Raw genomic sequence first — 20,288 nt, 5'->3', positions numbered from 1 at the left:
TCTCGACAGAAGGCTGTCCGGGGCGCCCGGGGCGGGAAACCTCGGTCAGGGGCGTTCCACCGTCTTCAGGTACAGGTCCACGTAGCGGGTCACGTCGACGTCCAGGGCCACGTCCACCAGGGGGCGGGCGCGGGTGCCGCCGTGGATCTCGGACTCGCCGGGGCGGGGGCGCAGGTCCACGATCGTCTGGCCGCGTGCCGGACCGGGGGCGAGGCTGACCTCGACCGGGAGCGGGCGGGTGGTGAGGCCGGCCGGGTCGGCGACCGCGCAGACCGCGCCCGCGTCGCCGAGGCCGCCCGCCTCCTCGTCGTCCGGTGTGGTGCCGGGGGCGCTGGGGCGGTGGGAGAGCAGGTCGCCGGCGAGTTTCGCGCCGGGCTCGGCGGAGGCGCGCAGGCGGCGCACCTCGGTGCCGGGGACCACGACGCGGGTGAACACGTCGAGGCCGTACATCGTGATCGGTACGTCCGCGCCGAGCAGGATCGCGGCCGCCTCGGGGTCGTGCCAGACGTTGAACTCCGCGACCGGGGTGGCGTTGCCGACGCCGACCGCGCCGCCCATGAAGACGATCCGCTCGATGTTGCGCGTGACCTCGGGGTGGGTGCGCAGCAGCAGGGCGATGTTGGTCAGGGGCGCGGTGGGGATCAGGGTCACCGGGCGCGGGGAGGCGAGGATCTCCCGGCGCAGCAGGGTGACGGCGTCCACGGCGGCCGGGGCGCGGGTGGGGGCGGGCAGGCCGAGGTCGCCCATGCCGTCGCTGCCGTGGACGTGGCGGGCCGGGCGGGCGGGCTCCAGCAGCGGGCGTTCGGCGCCCCGGGCCACCGGGATGGCGGGGGCGCCGGCCAGCTCCAGCACGGTGAGGGTGTTGCGGACCACGCCGTCCACGTCGGTGTTCCCGGCCACGCAGGTCACCGCGCGCAGGTCGAGTCCGGGGTGGCGGACGGCGAGGAGCAGGGCCAGGGCGTCGTCGACGCCGGTGTCGCAGTCGATGATCACGGGCACCACGGGCTGCACGGCGGCCTCCTGCCGGGCGTCGCTGCGTACGGACGCCTCGACCCTAAGGGAGTGCCCCGGCCCCGGTCCCGATGCCCTCACCCGAACGGACCGGAGCGCTGGTGGGCGGTGATCGCCGGTGGTGCCGTAGGAGCAGGCAGCGGCCGCACCGACCAGGAGGCACACCCGATGACCGGAGGCATACGTACCCGCGGCGCCCGTGTCCTCCTGCCGCTCGGCTCCCTGCTCGCGCTGAGCGGCTGCGCGACCCTCGGTCTTGAGCATCCGCCGACCGCGACGTACTCCCTGCCGACGGTCGAGAAGCCCCCGGCCAACTCCAAGTCACCGGCCGCCGGGGGTTCCGCGCTCACCGACGCGCAGGCGCAGGCCGCGCTGGTCACCGAGTCCGACCTCGGTTCGCCGTGGACGGCGGCGGGCTCCATCGCGACCTGGCGGGACGGCATGCTGAAGGCCAGGTCGGAGGTGGCCGAGTGCCAGCGGCTGCTGGACGCGCTCTACTCCGACCAGGTACTCGGCGCCCCCGCCCGCGTCGCCGTCGCGCTGGACGACCCCGACGCGGGCGCCCAGCTCCGCTACCAGATCGGCGCCCGCCGCCCCTCCGACGTGGACGCCGACCTGAAGTGGCTCGGCGAGATGCCGGCCAAGTGCGCCCGCTTCACCGCCACCACCCAGACCGGCTGGACCGAGGACGTCCAGGTCTCCGACCTCCCCCTCCCCGAGGTCGGCGACAAACGCCAGGGCCTCCGCGTCACCCTCACCGCCACCGACCCCGAGAACCCCGACGCCGACGAACAGTCCCTCACCCTCGAACTCGCCGCCGCCCGAGTCGGCGAAGACGCCTTCGCCCTCACCAACGGCAGCACGGGCGACGTCCCGAACGACGCGACCCAGGCGGCGGTGCAGATCGGCGCACTGAGACTGGCGGACGTACGGCGCCAGGGGCGGGCGCAGGTCTAGAACAGCAGGGCTGGAACAGCGGGGCTAGAACGGCGGTCCCGCCGGGGCCGGGCCCAGCGTGGTCGTGCCCGGTGTGGTGCGGTGGCCCAGGCCCGTCCGGTACGCGTCCAGGGCTGCTTCGGTGCGGCCGGTGCGGCGGAGGAGGTCGCCCAGGAGTCGGCAGAGGTCGGCCAAGTCGCCTGCTGCGCCCGCTCGTTCGAGGAGGCTCAGGGCGCGTACGTAGTGCTCCTCGGCGGAGTCCGTCTCGTCCGCGTCCTCGGCGATGATGCCGAGGAGGCGGTGGGCGGCGGCGGCGTGGACGGCGCCGCGTTCGGAGGAGAAGTCGCCGAGGACGCCGTCGAGGAGGGAGGCGGCCTCGGTGGGCCGGCCCCGGCGGTGCAGGACGTCGGCCAGTTCGACCGCGGCCTGGCTGCGGTAGAGCGCGGCGCGGGTCTCGGCCAGCATCTCCAGCGCCTGGCGCAACTCGTGCTCGGCGCGGTCCAGTTCGCCCGCCTGGGCGTGGACGTAGCCGCGCATCCAGTGGCAGTTGGCCAGCTCGGTGCGCAGCCGGAGCTGCCGGTAGAGCCCGGCCGCCTTGGCGAGGGAGGCGTCCGCCTCGGCGTGCCGGCCCTCGGCGAGCAGCGTGCGGGCGACCGAGCGGTGCATCCGGGCGATCAGCGCGGGGTCCTCGGCGCGCGGGGCGAGCGCGAGCGCGAACTCGGCGGCCTGGGCAGCGCGGGCGTGGGCGCCCATGTCCATGTAGGGGCCGATGACGGCGGTGTACAGATGCAGCAGGGCGTCCGGGTCGTGCAGCCCGCCCCGGTTGAGTCCGTCGAGCGCGGACTCCAACAGGTAGACCGCATAGCGGAGTTCACCGGCGAGATAGTGCGCCACGGCCCGGCCGCGTATGGCGGGCACCCGTACCGGGAGGGTCTCGCCGGACAGCAGTTCCTCCGCCTGCTCGAAGTGGCTCCGCGCTGCCCCGAGTTCGCCGGTCTCCAGCGCGCATTCGCCAAGTCCCAGCAGCGCGGCGGCCTGTTCGGGGACGAGGCCGTGCTCCGCCGCCTCGGCCAGCAGGGCCGCGTACCGCTCCCCGGCCTCCTCGGCACGGCCGTCCGCCAGCACCCGCTCCGCCTCGGTGAGCCGGAGCCGGAGGGCGGTGGCGAGCCCGGCGGGGCGGCCGGAGGCCAGCTCGTCGTAGGTGACGCCGAGCCGGTCCGCGATGTGCCGCAGGGCGTCGTCGGAGGCGCGCACCCGGCCCGCCTCCAGGGTGGAGATGTAGGCGGGGGTGTAGGCGGGCTCGGCCAACTGTCGCTGTGTCATACCGCGTTCGGCGCGCAGCCGTTGCACGCGCCGCCCGACCACCTCGGGCCCGTCCCGCTCCGGCATCCGTGTGCCTCCCCAACTCCCTTTGGTCCCCTTGTCGTTGGGGTCCCGCAGCCCTAGGTTAAACGGCGGCTCAAGTCCGCTTGACCCGTCGCTGATGTTGCGAGGTAGCCGTGCCAGGTCGCACCCCCGCCCCCGTCGCACGCCCCCATGCTCCCGCCCGCGCCCGGCTCCGCCTCGCGGACGCCGGTCCGTTCGCCAGAGGGGTCGTCGCGGCCGTCGTGGCGGTGGCCGTCCTGGTGCTCGCCGGACACGCCTGCCCGGCCCGCGCGGCGGGCGCCGTCCCCGTGCCCGTCGCCCGGCACGCCCAGCCCTGACAACCCCCGACAACCCACCCGCGCAAGGGGGTTTCTCGCCCAACTCCGAGTAAAACCCACCCCAAGCCCAGCGGCGAACACTCCCAAACCCCGCCAAGACCACGGTTGTACGGGAGTGGAATATCTCACCGTCAACAGTTGACAGCGAACCTCCGCCATTAGGGTGAGCCTCGATCCGGCCAGGCCCTGCACGAAGCGCGAACCGCCTTGCCGCTGAACGGGGTTTCTTTTCGGTGGCCGGGGTCGGGGGGCCAGGGCGGAAGGGCACGGGGGATGACGGGTAGCAGCCTGCGCACGGAGGACACCGGGGCACCGGACACCACCGGCGAGACCGTACGGCCACCCCGCAGGCGCACCACACGCGTCCTGCGCTGGACCGCCCTCGCCGTCGCCCTGCTCCTGCTCGGCACCGCAGCCGCCGGCTACCTCTACTACCGGCACCTCAACGGCAACCTCGCCAAGGCCCCGCTCAACCTCGGCGACAGCCCCAACCCCTCGGCCACCCCGGACGCGGCGGGCCGCACCCCGCTGAACATCCTGCTGATCGGCTCGGACAGCCGGAACACCGCCGACGACCTCGAACTCGGCGGCTCCAAGGGCGACGTGGGCCGCCCCCCGCTGGCGGACGTGCAGATGCTGCTGCACGTCTCGGCGGACCGGAACGACATGTCGGTGATCAGCCTGCCCCGCGACACCATGGTCCCGATCCCCCGCTGCACCGACCCCGTCACCAAGAAGGTGTACCCGGAGCTGAGCCTGGCGATGGCCAACGAGTCGCTGGGCCGGGGCGGGCCCGGCTGCACGGTCGCCACCTGGATGCGGCTCACCGGCATCCCCGTGGACCACTTCATGATGGTCGACTTCTCCGGCGTGGTCGCCATGGCCGACGCCATCGGGGGCGTCCCGGTCTGCGTGAGACAGAACGTCTACTCGCACACCGCCGACGGCCACGGCTCCGGCCTCAGGCTGCGGGCGGGCACCCACCCGGTCAAGGGCAGGCAGGCCCTGCAGTGGCTGCGCACCCGCTACGGCTTCGAGGACGGCAGCGACGTCGGCCGCACCCACGCCCAGCACATGTACATGAACTCGATGGTCCGCCAGCTCCGCGCCGACGCCACCCTCGGCAACCCCGCCGAGATGCGGCGCCTCGCCGAGGCCGCGACCAGCGCGCTCACCGTCGACGAGGGCCTCGGCACGGTCAAGAAGCTGTACGACCTGTCGATGGAGCTGCAGAAGGTGCCCACCGAGCGGATCACCATGACCACGCTGCCCACCACGCCCTGGTCACAGGACCGCGACCGCCTGGTGCCCGCCGCCGACGACGCCGACAAGCTCGTCTCCATGGTCCGCGACGACGTCCCGCTGGACGGCCGCGGCACCAAGGACCCCGGCCCGAAGGCCACCGACCCGGCCGCGCCGCCCGCCGAGATCACGGTCCGGGTCGAGAACGGCACCGGCGCGGGCCTGGAGTCCCTTGCTCCCGAACGCGCCGGGGCGGTCGCCGGCATCCTCCGCGACCACGGCTTCACCCACACCATCGAGGAGAAGACGGCCGCCGCCGAGCCCGGCACCTCCGTCCTGTACTCCGGCACCATGCTCAGGGGCGACGCCCTCGCGGTGGCCGAGGAGCTGAACATCCCCGCCGCCCGCGTCCGCGCGGTGGACGACGCCCGGGACATCACCCTCGTCGTCGGCGCCGACTGGCCCTCCGGCGACCGCTTCCCCGAACCGGCCAAGCGCGAGGTCCCCAAGTCGGCGGCCGTCCTGGGCGGCGACAGGACGGACGCCTGCATGAAGATCCAGGAGGGCTTCACCTGGTGATTCCCGCGTGACGCTGTCACCGGCATGACCTACTCTTTGCTCACTCGCCGCACGAGGCACACAGGTCACACAGGTCACACACATCACCGGCGCACCGGGGACTCTCCGCGCCGTGGCCTCCGTCCGGCTCCACATCAGCATTCGTTCCGGGGGGTTCGAATCAGCGTGCGTATGCGCACCCGCTCCACCGCCACCGCTCTCGCGGTGCTCTTCAGCTCGGCGGCCCTCGCGGCCGTCCCCGCCCACGCCGACACCACGCAGCCGCTGCCCGTCCGGTCGACCGGCACGGTCGTGGTCGACGGCGTCCACCAGCGGGTGTTCCTCAGCGACCCGTCCGGCGGCAAGATCGTCGTCACCGACTACCGGGGCACGGTCGTCAAGCAGCTCACCGCCCTGCCCGGCGTGCTCGGCCTGGAACTCTCCGCCGACTCCTCCACCCTGTACGCGGCGGTCCCCGGCGGCGCGGACGCGATCGTCGCCTTCGACACCGCGACCGCCACCGAGTCCGCCCGCTATCCGGTGAGCGGCACCGACCCCAAGTACCTGGCCCTCGCGGGCGGCAGGCTCTGGTTCGGCTACGACACCGCCTCCGAGGGCAACGGCGGCCACCTGGGCTCCGTCGACCTCACCGCGCCCGAGCACACCGTCACCCTGGGCCAGGACCCGGACAGCCCCTGGTTCTCCGCGCCCATGCTCGACGGGGCCGGTAACACCCTGGTCGCGGGCATCCCCACGCAGAGCCCGTCCGAACTGGGCGTGTACGACGTCTCGTCCGGCACCCCGGCCCTGACCGCCCACCGCGACACCGACGGCGGCAACCTGCGCGACCTCGCCGTCACACCCGACGGACAGCGCCTCGTGGTCGCCGGCGCGTACCCCTATCACCAGGCGGTCTACGACACGGCCGACCTGTCGGAGGACGGCTCCTACCCGACCGACGCCTACCCGAACGCGGTGGACATCGCCCCGGACGGCTCGGTGGCGGCGGGCATCGACGGCGCGTACGAGCCCGACGTGTTCGTGTTCAAGCCGGGGCAGCGGACCTCGGTCCGGGAGTACGACTTCGGGGCGAGCGACCAGCTCCTCGCGGACGCCGGGCTCGCCTGGGCGCCGGACGGCTCCCGCCTCTTCGCGGTCAGCCACGACTACGACGGCGCCTACCGGCTGCGGGTCCTGGAGGGCCCCACCAAGGCCGTCACCAAGGTCACCGCCGACGCGCCGGCCACCGCGACCCGCGCCAAGAAGCTCACCGTCAAGGGCAAGGTGACCTCCCGGGCCGCGCTCCCGGCCGGGACCCGGCTCACCGTCACCCGCACCGACCTGGAGTCCCCCAAGGGCAAGGCGCTGCCCCAGGTCTCCACCAAGGCCGACGGCAGCTACTCCTTCACCGACACCCCGCCGGCCGGCGGCAAGGTCACGTACAAGGTCTCCTACGCGGGCGACGCCGCCCACACCGCGGCCTGGGGCAGCGACAGCGCGACCGTCTCGCGGAGCAAGGCGTCGCTGTCGCTGAACAACAACGGCAAGGTCTACTCCTACGGCAAGGACGTGAAGTTCACGGCCCACCTGGGGAAGACCTACAAGAACCGCACGGTGGAGATCTGGGCCGACCCCTACGGCGCCGACAAGCCGAACAAGCTGGTGAAGTCCGGCAAGGTCAACTCCCACGGCGACCTCGCGGTCACCCTCGACCTGCGCCGGGACACCAAGCTCACCGCGAAGTTCGCCGGTGACGCCCGCACCGCGACGGCGAGCGCCACCAGCACCGTCTGGACCCGCGTCAGCGTGTCCCTGACGACCGCCAAGCAGTACAAGTCGGTGAAGGCGTACGGCCAGACCTACGCCTACTTCCACAAGTCCACCGACCCGCGCTTCATCACCAAGATGCCCTACTACAAGGGCCGTTCGCACCGGCTGGAGATCCAGGTCTACTACCAGGGCACCTGGTACGACGCCGGTTCGGAGTACTTCGGGCTCGGCACCGACGGGGTCTCCGAGGTGCGGTACACCGGCGACCACGGCCAGGAGGTCGGCTACCGGCTCCGGGTGCGCTCGTCGTACATCAACGGCAGCTCCGGCGACAGCGTGAACTCCACGACGTACGGCTCGTGGAAGTACTTCCTGTTCACCAAGTGACGTCAGTCGTCCTGTAGTTGCTCCAGACGTTCCCGCACGTCGTCCAGGGCGCCCTCCCGGCGTCCTGGTACGCGGGTGCGCAACTCGGCCAGTTTGTGGCCCAGTTCGCGGGCGCGGTCCGCGTCCTCGATGCGGCCCCACTGGTGGTGGGCGCGGTCCACCGCGGACTCCACGGCGGGGGCGTCGGGGGCGTGGCCGGAGGCGAGGCGGAAGCCGGCCACGCCGAGCCAGGCGCGGCAGCTGCGCACCGGGTCGCCCGCGAACATCGCCAGGTCGGCCCGGACCTCCGCCCAGTGCAGGGCGTCCTCGGAGGCGGGCCCGTTGCGCCGTACCGCCGCGTCCTGGTGGCGGGCGGCCAGCCGGTCGGCGTCGGCATGGCGGCCGGCCCGGACGGCGGCGCTCAGCGCGGCGTGCGGGTCGCCCTCGTCGTCCGGCGCGGTGAGCACCAGATTGGCCGGCAGCTCGGCCCCGATCCGGTCCAGCGCCCGCCGGTGCAGCTCCGCGACCGGCGGCCGGTGCCCGCCGCGCAGCAGCGCCGCCACCGCCCGCATGTACGTCGGCTCCGCGATCCGGCGCCATCCCGGCGGGGGCGCGATCCGGCCGTGCACGACCGCCGTACGCCCCGAGTCCAGCGGACGTTCGGCCAGGTCGGCCCAGGTCTCGGCGTCCGCGTGCAGGTCCAGCAGCAGCTGGGTGGTCCCGGCCGGGCGGAGCCGCAGCTCGTCCTTGAGCCAGTGCCAGGGCAGCGCGGTGTAGCGGGCGGTGGCCGGGGTGGTGCGGGCCAGCGCCAGGTGGGGCAGGCGCTGGCGCCGGTCCAGCAGCAGCTGCCCGGTGACGTACACCGTCAGCGGCCCGGAGGCGGCGGCGGCCGCGCGCAGCCGGGTCAGCACGCCCTGCGGGTCGAGCGGGTCGGCGAGCTCGACCACGTGCGCGGTGTCGGTGCCCGCCAGCACGGACGGCGCGACCGCGCCCAGTACGGGCAGCACGGCCGCCGCGTCCACCAGGCGGCCGCGGCCCAGCGGCGCGGCCGCGAGCAGCAGCACGGTTCCGGGCATGGCGCCTCCCCCTGTTCACCGGCCGTGGCCGGGTACGCCGGTCAGCCAGCACCGTAACCGCTGGACGCGGGCGGGCGGGCCTCAGGACGGCGAAGGTCGCCCGGTCGTGGACCGGGGCCGGGCCTCCGGCTGCGGCTCGGGCAGCCTGCGCAGCGCGAAGACGGTGGTGTCGTCGCCGAGCCGGTCCCGGGTGTGCCGCAGCACGCCCTCGCGGACCAGGCGCACCAGCCGCCGGGGCGCGGGCCGGCCGGGGTCAGCGGCGACCGCGCGCGCCACGTCGTCCAGCAGCGGGTAGAAATCCCCGGCGCGGTCGCGGGCCTCGGTCACCCCGTCCGTCACCATCAGCAGCGTCTCGTCCTGGTCCAGCCGCTCCCGGCAGGCCGGCGGCCCCGGTTCCGCGCCGGGCCCCGCGCCCCCCGTGAGGTCCCCGAAGCCGATCGGCAGCCGCTCCCCGCCGGGCAGCGGACGCACTCCGCGCGGGCCCACGGCGAGCGGCGGCTCATGGCCGAAGTTGATCACCTCGACGACGTCCCGCGCGTCCCGGGGGAAGCCCAGCAGCAGCGCGGTGGCGAACCGGTCGCCGTCGTACCGGCCCAGCGCGGCGGTGTGCCCCCGGTGGCGGGACATCCGCACCTCCAGCCGGTCGGCGACGGTCGCCAGGTCGGGCTCGTGGTACGCCGCCTCGCGGAAGGTGCCCAGCAGCGCGGCGGCCGTCTCCACCGCGCCGAGCCCCTTGCCCTGCACGTCCCCGAGGAGTACCCGGGTGCCGTTCGGGCCGGGCTGGATGTCGTAGAAGTCGCCGCCCACCCGCGCGTCCACGTCGGCGGCCAGGTACACGCCCGCGTGCTCCAGACCGCCCCAGTCCGGCGGCAGGGGACGCAGCACCGTACGGCGGGTGGTCTCGGCGATGTCCCGCATGTGCAGGCCCTGCCGGTCCCGGCGCACCCGCACCACGGAGGCGATCACGGCGAGCGCCCCGCCGAGCGCGAGCAGTACGAAGTCGGCGGTGCCCGCCCGGTAGCGCTCGGGAAAGGCGGTGTCCACGGCGAGGTAGGTGACCAGGGACAGCAGGGCGAACGTGATGGTCGCGCCGACCCCGCAGATCGCGGCGGCGATGCTCGGCACCAGGATGATCCAGGAGACGACACGGAACTTCTCGGCCGTCTGGAAGTCCACCGTCACGATGGCCGCCAGCAGCACCAGCGGCACCAGCCATGCGACGCCCCGGCCCACGATCCGCCGCTGCTCGCGCCGGCCCCGGTACTCCATCTCGGTCACGAGCCATCTCCGTCCCGAGCCGCGCGAAGGGTCGCGGCGGGCCGCCGTCCTTGAGAGACCTCAGGGGATCACGGGCCGGTTCCGGCCGCATCCGGGCGGCTTCACCCGCCCGGCCGAGTTGCCGGGCCGTCGCCGCAGGTGTGCCCTGGAAGGCGGGCCGTCACGTCGCGGCCCGAAGCGGCGAGAGAAGGAGCGCTCTCATGGCTCACGCGGCACCCGCGCCCGGCGCGCGGAACCTGGGCGGCCGCAAGGACGCCCCGAAGGCGATCAGCCCGCCCCCCGACATCTTCGACAACCGCGTCCACCGGATGGCCCGAGTGGCGGTACCGGTGCTGCTGGCGCTGGTCTACGGCTACTGGGCGGCCGCCAACCGCCGCTCCGGCGGCCCGATCACCGGCTGGAACCTGCTCTTCGGGTTCCTCACCGCGCTGGTCTTCGGGGTGCTGCTCTTCGCCGTGCTGACCATCGCGCCCCGGCTGCGGCGCGAGCTGCACGCGCTGTTGTGGGCGGTGTTCGTCGGCGCGTCCTTCGGCTTCCTCTACAACCAGGCGGGCGCCTCGCTGGTGCGGTCGGTGGGGATTCCGCTGATCGTGGCGGCGGTGACGTTCATCGTGTTCTTCTACCGCTTCTACACCCGGGAGGACGCGGTGGGGCACCGGGTGAGCTGAGAGGGCCGGGGGGCGTCCGTCCCCCGAACGCACCCCCACCGCTCGCGCCGAGGGCGCGGCGGGACTTGCCTGGGAGGCGTGCACCCCCGACTGAGGAGTGCCCTGTCGGCCGCGCTGATCGCCCTGGCCTGCCTGCTCGTGCCGCTCGGCGCACCGGCGGCCTGGGCCTCGTACACGCTCACCGACACGGGCCGGTACGTCACCACGATGGCCCCGCTCGCCGCCGACCCGGCCGTGCGGGACGCCGTCGCGGACACGGTCGGGGACGGCATCCTCCGCGAGGTCGGCCAGCACGCGGACATGACACCGGTACGCGGCTCGGTCGGCCCCTTCGTCCGGGACGCCGTGCGCTCCTTCACCCACACCCGCGCCTTCCGCCTCGCCTGGGACGCCGGCAACCGGGTCACCCACGACGCGGTGCTGCGCGCGCTGCGCGAGGACGCCCCGGCCGGCGGCGCGCCACGCGCCGTCACCGTCGACCTGGCCCCGGTGACCGCCGAGGTCAAGGCGCAGCTCGCCGAGGACCACATACCGCTCGCCGCCCGCATCCCGGTGCGCCACACCGAGGTCCCGGTGCTCCCGGCGGGGGAGCTGACCCGGTACCGCAAGGGATTCCACATGCTCGAAGTCGCCGGTCTGTGGCTGCCGGTGGCAGCCGTCCTGTTCGCCGCGGCGGGGATCGCCCTGGCCGTACGCCGCCGCCGCGCGGTCGTCGCCACCGCCCTCGGCACCGCCCTGGGCGGCGCCCTGCTCGGCCTCGCCCTCACGGCGGGCCGCGCCCTCACCCTCTCCGACCTCCCCGCCGACGTCCCCCACCCGGTGGCCGCCGCCGTCTACGACGCCCTCACCTCGGGCCTGCGCACGGTCTCCTGGCTGCTGCTGGTCCTGGGCCTGGCGGTGGCGCTGACCGCGTGGCTGACCCGGCGCCGCTCGGCGCGGCGGCGGGACGCGGAGACACCGGGGTCACCGGCACGGACGCGGGCGCGGGTCTGAGCACGGTCAACCTTTCTGCCGCGCGGGCCGGTTGAGGCTCCCGGCGGGCACAGTGGACATAATGGGCGCATGTTCCGAGAGTTGCCCATCGGCCTCACCCCGCCCGACTGGCTGGTTCGGAACCTTCGGCCGCAGCCGGCGCCGGTCAACTGGGCCGCCATGGCGCGGGCCGCCGTGGCGATGGCGCTGCCGCTGGCGATCGGGTTCGCGGCCGGGCAGCCGGCGCTCGGGGCGCTCGCCTCCATGGGCGCGCTGAACGGGGTCATCGGCGACACCGCCGACGCGTACCGGATGCGGGTCATCACCATCGCCGTACCGCAGCTCACCGGCGCCGTCGGCGTCATCCTCGGGCAGCTCGCGTTCGGGCGGGGGTGGTACGCGGTCCTCGTGGTCACCGGGGTCGCGCTGGTCTCCGGGATGATCTCGACCATCGGCGCGGTGGCCTCCGTGTCGGGGCTGCTGCTCCTGCTCAACTGCGTGGTCGGCGCCGGGCTCCCGCTGCCCCACCCCTGGTGGCTGGCGCCGCTGCTGATGACCGGGGGCGGGCTGCTGGTGCTGGCCCTCGCCCTGCTGGCGTGGCCGCTGCGGGCCGGGGTGCCGGAGCGGGCGTCGGTGGCCAACGCGTACCGCCGGGTCGCCGACCTGCTGGACGACGCCTGCGACGACGACCGCTACATCGGCGCCCGCTTCGACGTCACCCGCGCGCTGAACCAGGCATACGACCTGATCCTCGGCCACCGCGCCCGCCACCACGGCCGCAGCGAGGAACTCACCCGGCTCCTGGCCCGGTTGAACGCCATCACCCCGGTCGTCGAGGCCGCCCCCGCCGTCCACCTCACCGGCCGCCCGCTGCCCCCCGAGGTCCCCCGGACGGTACGGGCGCTCGCCGACGCCGTGGAGAGCGGCGACACCGCCGGCCTGCGCCTGCCGAAGCTCCCCCTCGCCCTCACCGAGACCGAACGCGCCGTCGACCACGCCCTCAAGCACACCGCCGAGGTGGTCACCTCCCCCTCGGTGGACCCGCGCGGCGTCGACGAGCGCACCGTCGCCCTGCACGTACGCACCGCCCGCGCCACCCGGGACGCGGTGCTCTCCGCCGGCTCCTGGCGCTACGGGCTCCGCCTCGCCGTCTGCATCGGCATCGCGCAGGCCCTCGTCTCCCTCGTCCCGGTGCCGCGCTCGTACTGGGTCGCGCTGACCATCACCTTCGTCCTCAAGCCCGACTTCGGCTCGGTCTTCTCCCGCGCCCTGCTGCGCGCGCTGGGCACGGTGGTGGGGCTGGCGATCGCGGCGGCGGTGCTGGCGGAGGTGCCGATCGGCTGGTGGGACGTACCGGTGATGGTGGTGCTCGCGCCGCTCGTCCCGGCGCTCACCCCGCGCGGCTACGGCTTCCAGACGGCGGCCATCACACCGGTGATCCTGCTGCTCTCCGACATCCTCAACCACCAGGGCACCGGCCTGCTGCTGCCCCGGCTGCTGGACTCCCTGATGGGCTGCGGGATCGCCCTGGTCGCGGGGTACCTCCTCTGGCCGGAGAGCTGGCGCACCCGCGTCGGCGACCGGCTCGCGGACGCGGTCGAGGACACGGCGGCGTACGTCTCCACGGCGTTCGGCGACGGCACCGACCCCGCCCGCCGCACCCGGATGCGGCGCCGCCTCTACCGTGACCTCTCCACCATCCGGACGGAATTCCAGCGCGCGCTCACCGAACCGCCGCCCACCGGGCGACGCGCCGCGGCATGGTGGCCGCTGGTGGTCGCCGTGGAGCGGATCGTCGACGCGACGACCGCGGCACGCGTCCGCGTCCACCACGGCGCACCGCCCCCGTCCTCCGCCGAGGTCCACCAAGTGGTGCGCCAACTCGGTGAATTGGCGGAGGGGGTCCGGGCGGCCGACACCCTCACCGCCTTCCCCACCCACCTGACCGGTCCGGCGGGCAGCGTGCTGGAACCGGTACGACAAGAAGTGGCGGCCGCGAGAGCCATCGCCACACCGCACTGACGGGCCGCTAACCTAACGTGGCCGTCCTGGCCAGGGATCTACGGCGACAACTCACGCGAAGGGGTGCGCACATGGGCATTCTCACTCTCCTGCGGAACGCGTTCGGCCGAGGACGCAAAGGGCGTCCCGCCGAGGCGGAGAGTGCGGACCACCTCCCGACCCCCCGCCAGGAACACGACCTGGTGACAGAGGCGTTCGACACTCCCCGGGTCCCCGCACAGGGCGCCACGGAATCACCGAAGAACCCGGAGCCGGAAGCGGATGCAGGGGCTCCGGTGGAGTCGCCGGAGCCGGAGTCGCCGGAGGCTGAGTCGGCCGACACTGCTGCGGCGGACGCCCCGGTCACCCCGGAGCCCGAGGCTCCGGAGATCGAGCCGCTGCTGATGGAGCCGGCCATCCTGGACGCGGACCCGGAACTCGTGGTCCCCCAGCAGCGCACCGAGCCCCTCCCGGAGGCCGAGGCGGAGCACGACACCCAGCCGGCCATCCCGGAGCAGTCCACGGAACCGGCACCCGACACCATCACGGCGACGACCGACAAGCAGGACACCACCCCGGCCCAGAAGACGGAGCCCGAAGCCGAACCGAAGGCCACCCCGGCCGCGAAGGCGAAGTCCGAGCCCCAGGCGGACGCCAAACCGACGGCGAAGGCTGCCGCCGAGCCCGAGGCGAAGAAGGCCGCCCCGGACGCCGACGCCAAGCCGGAGGCCACCTCCGAGCCGAAGGCAGAGGCCGAAACGAAGGCGACCGAGGAACCTGAAGCGAAGGCAAAGCCCGAGCCGGAGACCACCCCCAAGCCGAAGGCAAAGCCCAAGCCGGACGCCGACGCCAAGCCGGAGGCGAACGCCGAGCCGAAGGCGAAGACTCCCGCCGAGCCCGAGGCGAAGGCAAAGCCCGAGCCGGACGCCGACGCCAAGCCGGAGGCGAACGCCGAGCCGAAGGCGAAGACTCCCGCCGAGCCCGAGGCGGAGGCAAAGCCCGAGCTGGACGCCGACGCCAAGCCGGAGGCGAACGCCGAGCCGAAGGCGAAGACTCCCGCCGAGCCCGAGGCGGAGGCAAAGCCCGAGCCGGAGACCACCCCCAAGCCGGAGGCAAAGCCCGAGCTGGACGCCGACGCCAAGCCGGAGGCGAACGCCAAGCCGAAGGCGAAGGCCCCCGCCGAGCCCAAGGCCAAGGCGGAGCCCAAGCCGGAGGCCCCCGCCACACCCGAGGCGAAGGCCAAGCCGGACACCGACGACCAGCCGAAGGCGAAGGCCCCCGCCGAGCCCAAGGCCAAGGCCGCCCCGGAAGCCGAGGCCGAGACCAAGGCCACCCCCGCGTCGAAGCCGAAGACGAAGCCCGAGGCGAAGGCGGAGCCCAAGCCGGACGCTTCCGAGACGAAGCCGGAGGCCGGCGCCGAGCCGAAGGCGAAGGCTTCCACCGAGTCCGCGTCGAAGCCTGAGCCCAAGGCCGAGCCTGAGCCCACTTCCGCCCCCGACCCCCAGTCCAAGGCCACCCCCGCCCCCGAGGCCGCCGACGCTCCCGCGCCCAAGCAGGCGGCACCCGCGGGCGACAACGCATCCCGCACGGGTGGTGCGGGTGGGAGCACGGGGGAGGCCGAGGACGCAGCCGAGGCCGAACCCCTCCGCAGCACCCCCTCCCTCACCACAGCCCACACCGCCGCAGCAGCAGCCCTCGCCAAGACCGACCTCACCGGCCAAGCAGCGAAGCTCTACCTCGTACTGGACCGCTCCGCGAGCATGCGCCCGTACTACAAGGACGGCTCCGCCCAGGCCCTCGCCGACCAGACCCTCGCCCTCGCGGCCCACCTGGACAAGGACCCCACCGTCCACGTGGTCTTCTTCTCCACCGAGGTCGACGGCACCACGGACCTCACCCTCACCGAGGACCACGCCACCAAGATCGACGAGACGCACGCGGACCTCGGCCGCATGGGCCGCACCAGCTACCACGCCGCCGTGGAAGCCGTACTCGCCCACCACGACAAGCACGGCACCCCGGAGGACGACGTCCTGGTCGTCTTCCAGACGGACGGCGCCCCCGACGCCAAGACCCCCGCCACCCAGGCCCTCACGAACGCGGCGAAGACCCACCCGAAGGTCTTCTTCTCGTTCGTCGCCTTCGGTGAGCACGACAACAAGGCGTTCGACTACCTCCGCAAGCTGAAGACCGGCAACACGTCCTTCTTCCACGCGGGCCCCACCCCCCGCGAGCTGACGGACACCGAGCTGTACGAGGGCGTACTGGCGGACTGGCGCCCGTAACCCCCGCAGCTCCCCGTATGCCGCCCGCGTCCCACCCGTAAAACGGGAGGCGGGCGGCATACACACGTCGGCTACGATTTCAAGGTTCGTACCCGTAGCGACCTGGGAGCAGCCCCCGATGGCTCGACACCTCATCACCAGCGCCCTTCCGTACATCAACGGGATCAAGCACCTGGGCAACATGGTGGGGTCCATGCTCCCGGCGGACGTGTACTCCCGGTACCTCCGCCAGCGCGGCCACGACGTCCTGTACATCTGCGCGACCGACGAGCACGGCACCCCCGCCGAGCTGGCCGCGAAGGAGCGGGGCCTGCCGGTGGCCGAGTTCTGCGCCCAGGCGCACGACGCGCAGAAGGCGGTGTACGACGGCTTCGCGCTGGCCTTCGACTACTTCGGCCGCAGCTCCTCCGCCGAGAACCGCGACATCACCCAGCACTTCGCCCGGAAGCTGAACGAGAACGGCTTCATCGAGGAGCGGGCGATCCGCCAGGTCTACTCCCCGGCGGACGGCCGCTTCCTGCCCGACCGCTATGTGGAGGGCACCTGCCCGCACTGCGGCTACGACAAGGCGCGCGGCGACCAGTGCGAGAACTGCACCCGCGTGCTGGACCCGACGGACCTGATCGAGCCGCGCAGCGCGATCTCCGGCTCCACGGACCTGGAGGTCCGCGAGACCAAGCACCTCTTCCTGCTGCAGTCCAAGCTCCAGCACGAGGTCGAGGAGTGGGTGGCCCGGCACGAGCAGGACTGGCCGCAGCTGGCCTCCTCCATCGCCCGCAAGTGGCTGACCGAGGGCCTGCACGACCGCGCGATCACCCGTGACCTGGACTGGGGCGTGCCCGTCCCGGCCGACACCTGGCCGGAGCTGGCCGCCGAGGGCAAGGTCTTCTACGTCTGGTTCGACGCCCCGGTCGAGTACATCGGCGCGACCAAGGAGTGGGCCGACCAGAACCCGGCGGACCGGGACTGGAAGTCCTGGTGGTACGAGGCGGACGACACCGTCCGCTACACCCAGTTCATGGCGAAGGACAACGTCCCGTTCCACACGGTGATGTTCCCGGCGACCGAGCTGGGCGTGCGCGAGCCGTGGAAGAAGGTCGACTACGTCAAGGCGTTCAACTGGCTGACGTACTACGGCGGCAAGTTCTCCACCTCGCAGAAGCGCGGCGTGTTCACCGACCAGGCGCTGGACATCCTGCCCGCGGACTACTGGCGCTACTTCCTGATCGCCAACGCCCCCGAGTCGGACGACTCGTCCTTCACCTGGGAGCACTTCACGGCCACGGTGAACAAGGACCTGGCGGACACGCTGGGCAACTTCGTCAACCGCGTCCTGTCCTTCTCCAAGAAGCGCTTCGGCGACGAGGTCCCGGCGGGCGGCGAGCCCGGCGAGGCGGAGACCCGGCTCGGTGAGGAGATCGCGGGGCTGCTCGCGGAGTACGAGACCCAGATGGAGGCGCTCCAGTTCCGCAAGGCGGCCGCCGCCCTGCGCGCCCTGTGGTCGGCCGGCAACTCCTACCTGGAGGAGAAGGCCCCCTGGCTGGAGATCAAGACCGACAAGGACGCGGCGGCCCTCACCCTCCGCACCGCGATGAACCTGATCCACCTCTACGCGGTCGTCTCCGAGCCCTTCATCCCGTCCTCGGCGGCCGCGATGCGCGCGGCCTTCGCCCTCCCGGACGACACCGCCACCTGGACCACCCCCGAAGAGGCCCGCTCCCTCACCACCCTCCAGCCCGGCATCCCCTTCACCGTCCCCCCGGTCCTCTTCGCCAAGCTCACCGACGAGGACCTGGAGACCTACAAGGAGCGCTTCGGCGGCCAGCCCGCCTGATTCCCGCCGGGGCGGCACCCGGCATACGGGCTTCGGGCCTGGCAGAGTACGGGTGCCGTGAGTATCAGTGAAGCCCATCAGCGCCTCTTGGCCGACGTTGTCAGTGCGGGGGGTCCGTATGGGCTGGTGCTGGCTGGGGGGTATGCGCTGGAGGCGCATGGGGTGGTGGAGCGGGGGCACGGGAATCTTGACTTCGCCACCGAGAGCGGCGAGGGGATGGACGGCGTGGTGCGGGGGCTCGCGGCCGCGCTGGAGGCGCGGGGGCGGGTCGTGCGGGTCGGAGCGGTCGGGGTGCTGTCCGGTCAGCTCGTCGTCGGTGATCCGCGGAGCGGGGAGGACGTCGGCCTCGCGCTGCACAAGGAAGCCTTCTGGCAGCCGCCCGAGCTGACCCCGTACGGGCCCGCCCTGTCGCGCGCGGATGCCGTCGGGACGAAGGTCCGGGCGCTGTACGACCGGGGAGCGGCGGTCGATCTCATCGACGCCCGCGCCGCCACCGGGCACTACTCGCTGCCGGAGCTGGAGGAGCTGGGCCGCAGGCACGCGTACGACGCCTTCGACCTCCCCACCCTTCAGTCCCGCCTCACCGGCACCGACTTCTACTCCGACTTCGAGTTCCTGCGGTACGACCTGCCACGCGAAGGGGTCGCCCCGCTCCGCGCCTGGGCCCAGCACTGGTCCGACGACATCGCGGAACGCCTGCTGGAGGACGGCGCCTCTCCGGACCAGGACGAGGAAGACGAGACATAGGTACGGCCCGGCTCCCTGAAGGAGCCGGACCGTTCCCCACGTACCGCTTACTACTTCGGCTGCGGCTTCCTGATGTTCAGGTGCAGCTCGCGCAGGCGGGTCTCGTCCAGCTCGGTCGGGGCGCCCATCATGAGGTCCTGGGCGTTGCCGTTGAGCGGGAAGGCGATGGTCTCGCGGATGTTGGGCTCGTCGGCGAGGAGCATGACGATGCGGTCCACACCCGGGGCGATGCCGCCGTGCGGCGGGGCGCCGAAGCGGAATGCGCGGAGCATGCCGGCGAACTTGTCCTCGACGGTGTCCCGGTCGTAGCCCGCGATCTCGAACGCCTTGAGCATGATGTCCGGCTCATGGTTCCGGATGGCGCCGGAGGAGAGCTCCACACCGTTGCAGACGATGTCGTACTGCCAGCCCAGGATGTCCAGCGGGTCCTGGGTCTCCAGGGCCTCCAGGCCGCCCTGCGGCATCGAGAACGGGTTGTGGGAGAAGTCGAGCTTCCCCGTCTCCTCGTCCCGCTCGTACATCGGGAAGTCGACGATCCAGCAGAAACGGAAGACGCCGTCCTCGAACTGGCCCGCGCGCTTGGCCGCCTCGACCCGGACGGCGCCCATGATCTTGGAGACCTCGTCGAACTCGCCCGCGCCGAAGAACACCGCGTGACCGGGGGCCAGCGACAGGCGCTTGGTCAGCTCGGCGACATTGTCCTCGGTGAGGAACTTGGCGATCGGGCCGGTCAGCGCACCGTCCTCGCCGACGCGCACCCAGGCCAGGCCCTGCGCGCCCTGCGAGACGGCGAACTCGCCGAGACCGTCGAAGAACTTGCGGCTCTGGCCCGCGACGTCCGGTACCGGCAGGGCCCGCACGTGCTTGCCCGCGAACGCCTTGAACGCCGAGCCCTCGAAGACATCGGTGATGTCCACGAGCTCCAGCTTGGCGCGCAGGTCCGGCTTGTCGGAGCCGTACTTGAGCATCGCCTCGCGGAACGGGATGCGCGGGAACGGCGAGGTGACGTGGCGGCCGCCGCCGAACTCCTCGAACAGCTCGGTCATGAGCTTCTCGATCGGCTGGAAGATGTCCTCCTGCTCGACGAAGCTCATCTCGACGTCGAGCTGGTAGAACTCACCCGGCGAGCGGTCCGCACGCGCGTCCTCGTCACGGAAGCAGGGCGCGATCTGGAAGTACCGGTCGAAGCCGGAGATCATCAGCAGCTGCTTGAACTGCTGCGGTGCCTGGGGCAGGGCGTAGAACCGGCCCGCGTGGACGCGCGAGGGCACGACGTAGTCGCGGGCACCCTCGGGGGAGGTGGCGGACAGGATCGGCGTGGCCATCTCGTTGAAGCCCATCGCGGACATCTTCTGACGCATGGCGGAGATGACCGCCGTGCGCAGCATGATGTTGCGGTGCATGCGCTCGCGGCGCAGGTCCAGGAAGCGGTACTCCAGGCGCCGCTCCTCGTTGACCCCGTCCTCGGCGTTGATCGTGAAGGGCAGCGGGGCGGCGGCGCCCAGCAGCTCGACCTCCGCGACCTCGACCTCGATCTCACCGGTCGGCAGCTCTGGGTTCACGTTCTCGGTTCCACGTGAAACAACGCTGCCGTCGATGCGGACCGTGGACTCCTTGGAGATGGAGTCCAGCGCCTCGTACGCGGGGGTACCGGGGCGGGCCACGAGCTGCGTGATGCCGTGGTGGTCACGCAGATCGATGAAGAGGATGCCACCCAGGTCGCGCCGATTGTGCAGCCAGCCACTCAGCCGGACGTCGGTACCGACGTCGGAGGCGCGGAGCTGGCCGCAGGTGTGGGACCTGTACCGATGCATCGTCGTTCATCGTCCTTCGTTGGGGGT

The 20,288-nt window shown here is 72.9% G+C and carries 15 protein-coding genes; 10 read left to right on the top strand and 5 right to left on the bottom strand.

Translation table 11 applies throughout. From position 1 onward, the window contains the following. Positions 1 to 45: 45 nt before the first annotated feature. Positions 46 to 1,011 carry a nucleoside hydrolase gene (locus D0Z67_RS15185; RefSeq protein WP_031178967.1) on the bottom strand — a complete coding sequence of 322 codons (966 nt, stop codon included), beginning with the start codon at positions 1,009 to 1,011 and terminating at the stop codon, positions 46 to 48. Between the two features lie 168 nt (positions 1,012 to 1,179). Here D0Z67_RS15185 and D0Z67_RS15180 point away from each other — a divergent pair, with 168 nt between their 5' ends. Further along, complete coding sequence (locus D0Z67_RS15180; protein WP_031178968.1) at positions 1,180 to 1,968, top strand: hypothetical protein; 789 nt, start codon at positions 1,180 to 1,182, stop codon at positions 1,966 to 1,968. Between the two features lie 24 nt (positions 1,969 to 1,992). Here D0Z67_RS15180 and D0Z67_RS15175 read toward each other — a convergent pair whose 3' ends face one another. Further along, complete coding sequence (locus tag D0Z67_RS15175; RefSeq protein ID WP_031178969.1) at positions 1,993 to 3,336, bottom strand: helix-turn-helix domain-containing protein; 1,344 nt, start codon at positions 3,334 to 3,336, stop codon at positions 1,993 to 1,995. 110 nt (positions 3,337 to 3,446) lie between these two features. Here D0Z67_RS15175 and D0Z67_RS15170 point away from each other — a divergent pair, with 110 nt between their 5' ends. From D0Z67_RS15170 to D0Z67_RS15160, 3 genes are all read left to right on the top strand, one after another. Continuing rightward, positions 3,447 to 3,650, top strand: coding sequence for a hypothetical protein (locus D0Z67_RS15170; RefSeq protein ID WP_031178970.1), 204 nt, complete (start codon positions 3,447 to 3,449; stop codon positions 3,648 to 3,650). A 273-nt stretch (positions 3,651 to 3,923) separates the two neighbouring features. Continuing rightward, the gene (locus D0Z67_RS15165; protein WP_234312558.1) at positions 3,924 to 5,471 is read left to right on the top strand and encodes an LCP family protein; all 1,548 of its coding nucleotides are present in this window, start codon (positions 3,924 to 3,926) and stop codon (positions 5,469 to 5,471) included. A gap of 171 nt (positions 5,472 to 5,642) precedes the next feature. Further along, complete coding sequence (locus D0Z67_RS15160; RefSeq protein WP_031178972.1) at positions 5,643 to 7,607, top strand: hypothetical protein; 1,965 nt, start codon at positions 5,643 to 5,645, stop codon at positions 7,605 to 7,607. A 2-nt stretch (positions 7,608 to 7,609) separates the two neighbouring features. Here D0Z67_RS15160 and D0Z67_RS15155 read toward each other — a convergent pair whose 3' ends face one another. Both D0Z67_RS15155 and D0Z67_RS15150 read right to left on the bottom strand, forming a co-directional pair. Then, a complete protein-coding gene (locus tag D0Z67_RS15155) occupies positions 7,610 to 8,662 on the bottom strand; it encodes a hypothetical protein (RefSeq protein WP_031178973.1) in 1,053 nt (350 codons plus the stop codon). Positions 8,663 to 8,743: 81 nt separating this feature from the next. After that, on the bottom strand, positions 8,744 to 9,931 hold the full coding sequence (locus D0Z67_RS15150) for a PP2C family protein-serine/threonine phosphatase (protein ID WP_051887439.1): 1,188 nt from the start codon (positions 9,929 to 9,931) through the stop codon (positions 8,744 to 8,746). 209 nt (positions 9,932 to 10,140) lie between these two features. On the opposite strand from D0Z67_RS15150, the gene D0Z67_RS15145 reads away from it, so the two are divergent. The 6 genes from D0Z67_RS15145 to D0Z67_RS15120 all read left to right on the top strand — a co-directional run bounded on the left by D0Z67_RS15145 (position 10,141) and on the right by D0Z67_RS15120 (position 18,447). Next, positions 10,141 to 10,608 carry a hypothetical protein gene (locus D0Z67_RS15145; RefSeq protein ID WP_031178975.1) on the top strand — a complete coding sequence of 156 codons (468 nt, stop codon included), beginning with the start codon at positions 10,141 to 10,143 and terminating at the stop codon, positions 10,606 to 10,608. A gap of 78 nt (positions 10,609 to 10,686) precedes the next feature. Continuing rightward, positions 10,687 to 11,601: a hypothetical protein gene (locus tag D0Z67_RS15140; RefSeq protein ID WP_037774161.1), complete on the top strand. Its 915-nt coding sequence runs from the start codon at positions 10,687 to 10,689 to the stop codon at positions 11,599 to 11,601. Between the two features lie 69 nt (positions 11,602 to 11,670). Next, the gene (locus D0Z67_RS15135) at positions 11,671 to 13,602 is read left to right on the top strand and encodes an FUSC family protein (protein ID WP_031178977.1); all 1,932 of its coding nucleotides are present in this window, start codon (positions 11,671 to 11,673) and stop codon (positions 13,600 to 13,602) included. 275 nt (positions 13,603 to 13,877) lie between these two features. Next, positions 13,878 to 15,866, top strand: coding sequence for a VWA domain-containing protein (locus D0Z67_RS15130; RefSeq protein ID WP_244942368.1), 1,989 nt, complete (start codon positions 13,878 to 13,880; stop codon positions 15,864 to 15,866). A gap of 118 nt (positions 15,867 to 15,984) precedes the next feature. Beyond that, positions 15,985 to 17,700 carry a methionine--tRNA ligase gene (metG, locus tag D0Z67_RS15125; RefSeq protein WP_031178979.1) on the top strand — a complete coding sequence of 572 codons (1,716 nt, stop codon included), beginning with the start codon at positions 15,985 to 15,987 and terminating at the stop codon, positions 17,698 to 17,700. Positions 17,701 to 17,757: 57 nt separating this feature from the next. After that, positions 17,758 to 18,447 carry a hypothetical protein gene (locus D0Z67_RS15120; protein ID WP_031178980.1) on the top strand — a complete coding sequence of 230 codons (690 nt, stop codon included), beginning with the start codon at positions 17,758 to 17,760 and terminating at the stop codon, positions 18,445 to 18,447. 50 nt (positions 18,448 to 18,497) lie between these two features. On the opposite strand, the gene aspS is transcribed toward D0Z67_RS15120, so the two are convergent. Continuing rightward, on the bottom strand, positions 18,498 to 20,261 hold the full coding sequence (gene aspS / locus D0Z67_RS15115) for an aspartate--tRNA ligase (RefSeq protein WP_031178981.1): 1,764 nt from the start codon (positions 20,259 to 20,261) through the stop codon (positions 18,498 to 18,500). Between the last annotated feature and the right edge of the window lie 27 nt (positions 20,262 to 20,288).

This window comes from Streptomyces seoulensis (assembly GCF_004328625.1).
GTDB classification, from domain to species: Bacteria; Actinomycetota; Actinomycetes; order Streptomycetales; family Streptomycetaceae; genus Streptomyces; species Streptomyces seoulensis.
This window is presented reverse-complemented; position numbering and strand designations above follow the sequence as displayed.

Coding starts and splice junctions, on each gene's coding strand:
- D0Z67_RS15160 (WP_031178972.1), top strand. CDS start 5,643: ATGCGCACCCGCTCCACCGCCACCGCTCTCGCGGTGCTCTTCAGCTCG.
- D0Z67_RS15175 (WP_031178969.1), bottom strand. CDS start 3,336: ATGCCGGAGCGGGACGGGCCCGAGGTGGTCGGGCGGCGCGTGCAACGG.
- D0Z67_RS15165 (WP_234312558.1), top strand. CDS start 3,924: ATGACGGGTAGCAGCCTGCGCACGGAGGACACCGGGGCACCGGACACC.
- D0Z67_RS15145 (WP_031178975.1), top strand. CDS start 10,141: ATGGCTCACGCGGCACCCGCGCCCGGCGCGCGGAACCTGGGCGGCCGC.
- metG (WP_031178979.1), top strand. CDS start 15,985: ATGGCTCGACACCTCATCACCAGCGCCCTTCCGTACATCAACGGGATC.
- D0Z67_RS15135 (WP_031178977.1), top strand. CDS start 11,671: ATGTTCCGAGAGTTGCCCATCGGCCTCACCCCGCCCGACTGGCTGGTT.
- D0Z67_RS15180 (WP_031178968.1), top strand. CDS start 1,180: ATGACCGGAGGCATACGTACCCGCGGCGCCCGTGTCCTCCTGCCGCTC.
- D0Z67_RS15155 (WP_031178973.1), bottom strand. CDS start 8,662: ATGCCCGGAACCGTGCTGCTGCTCGCGGCCGCGCCGCTGGGCCGCGGC.
- D0Z67_RS15150 (WP_051887439.1), bottom strand. CDS start 9,931: ATGGAGTACCGGGGCCGGCGCGAGCAGCGGCGGATCGTGGGCCGGGGC.
- aspS (WP_031178981.1), bottom strand. CDS start 20,261: ATGCATCGGTACAGGTCCCACACCTGCGGCCAGCTCCGCGCCTCCGAC.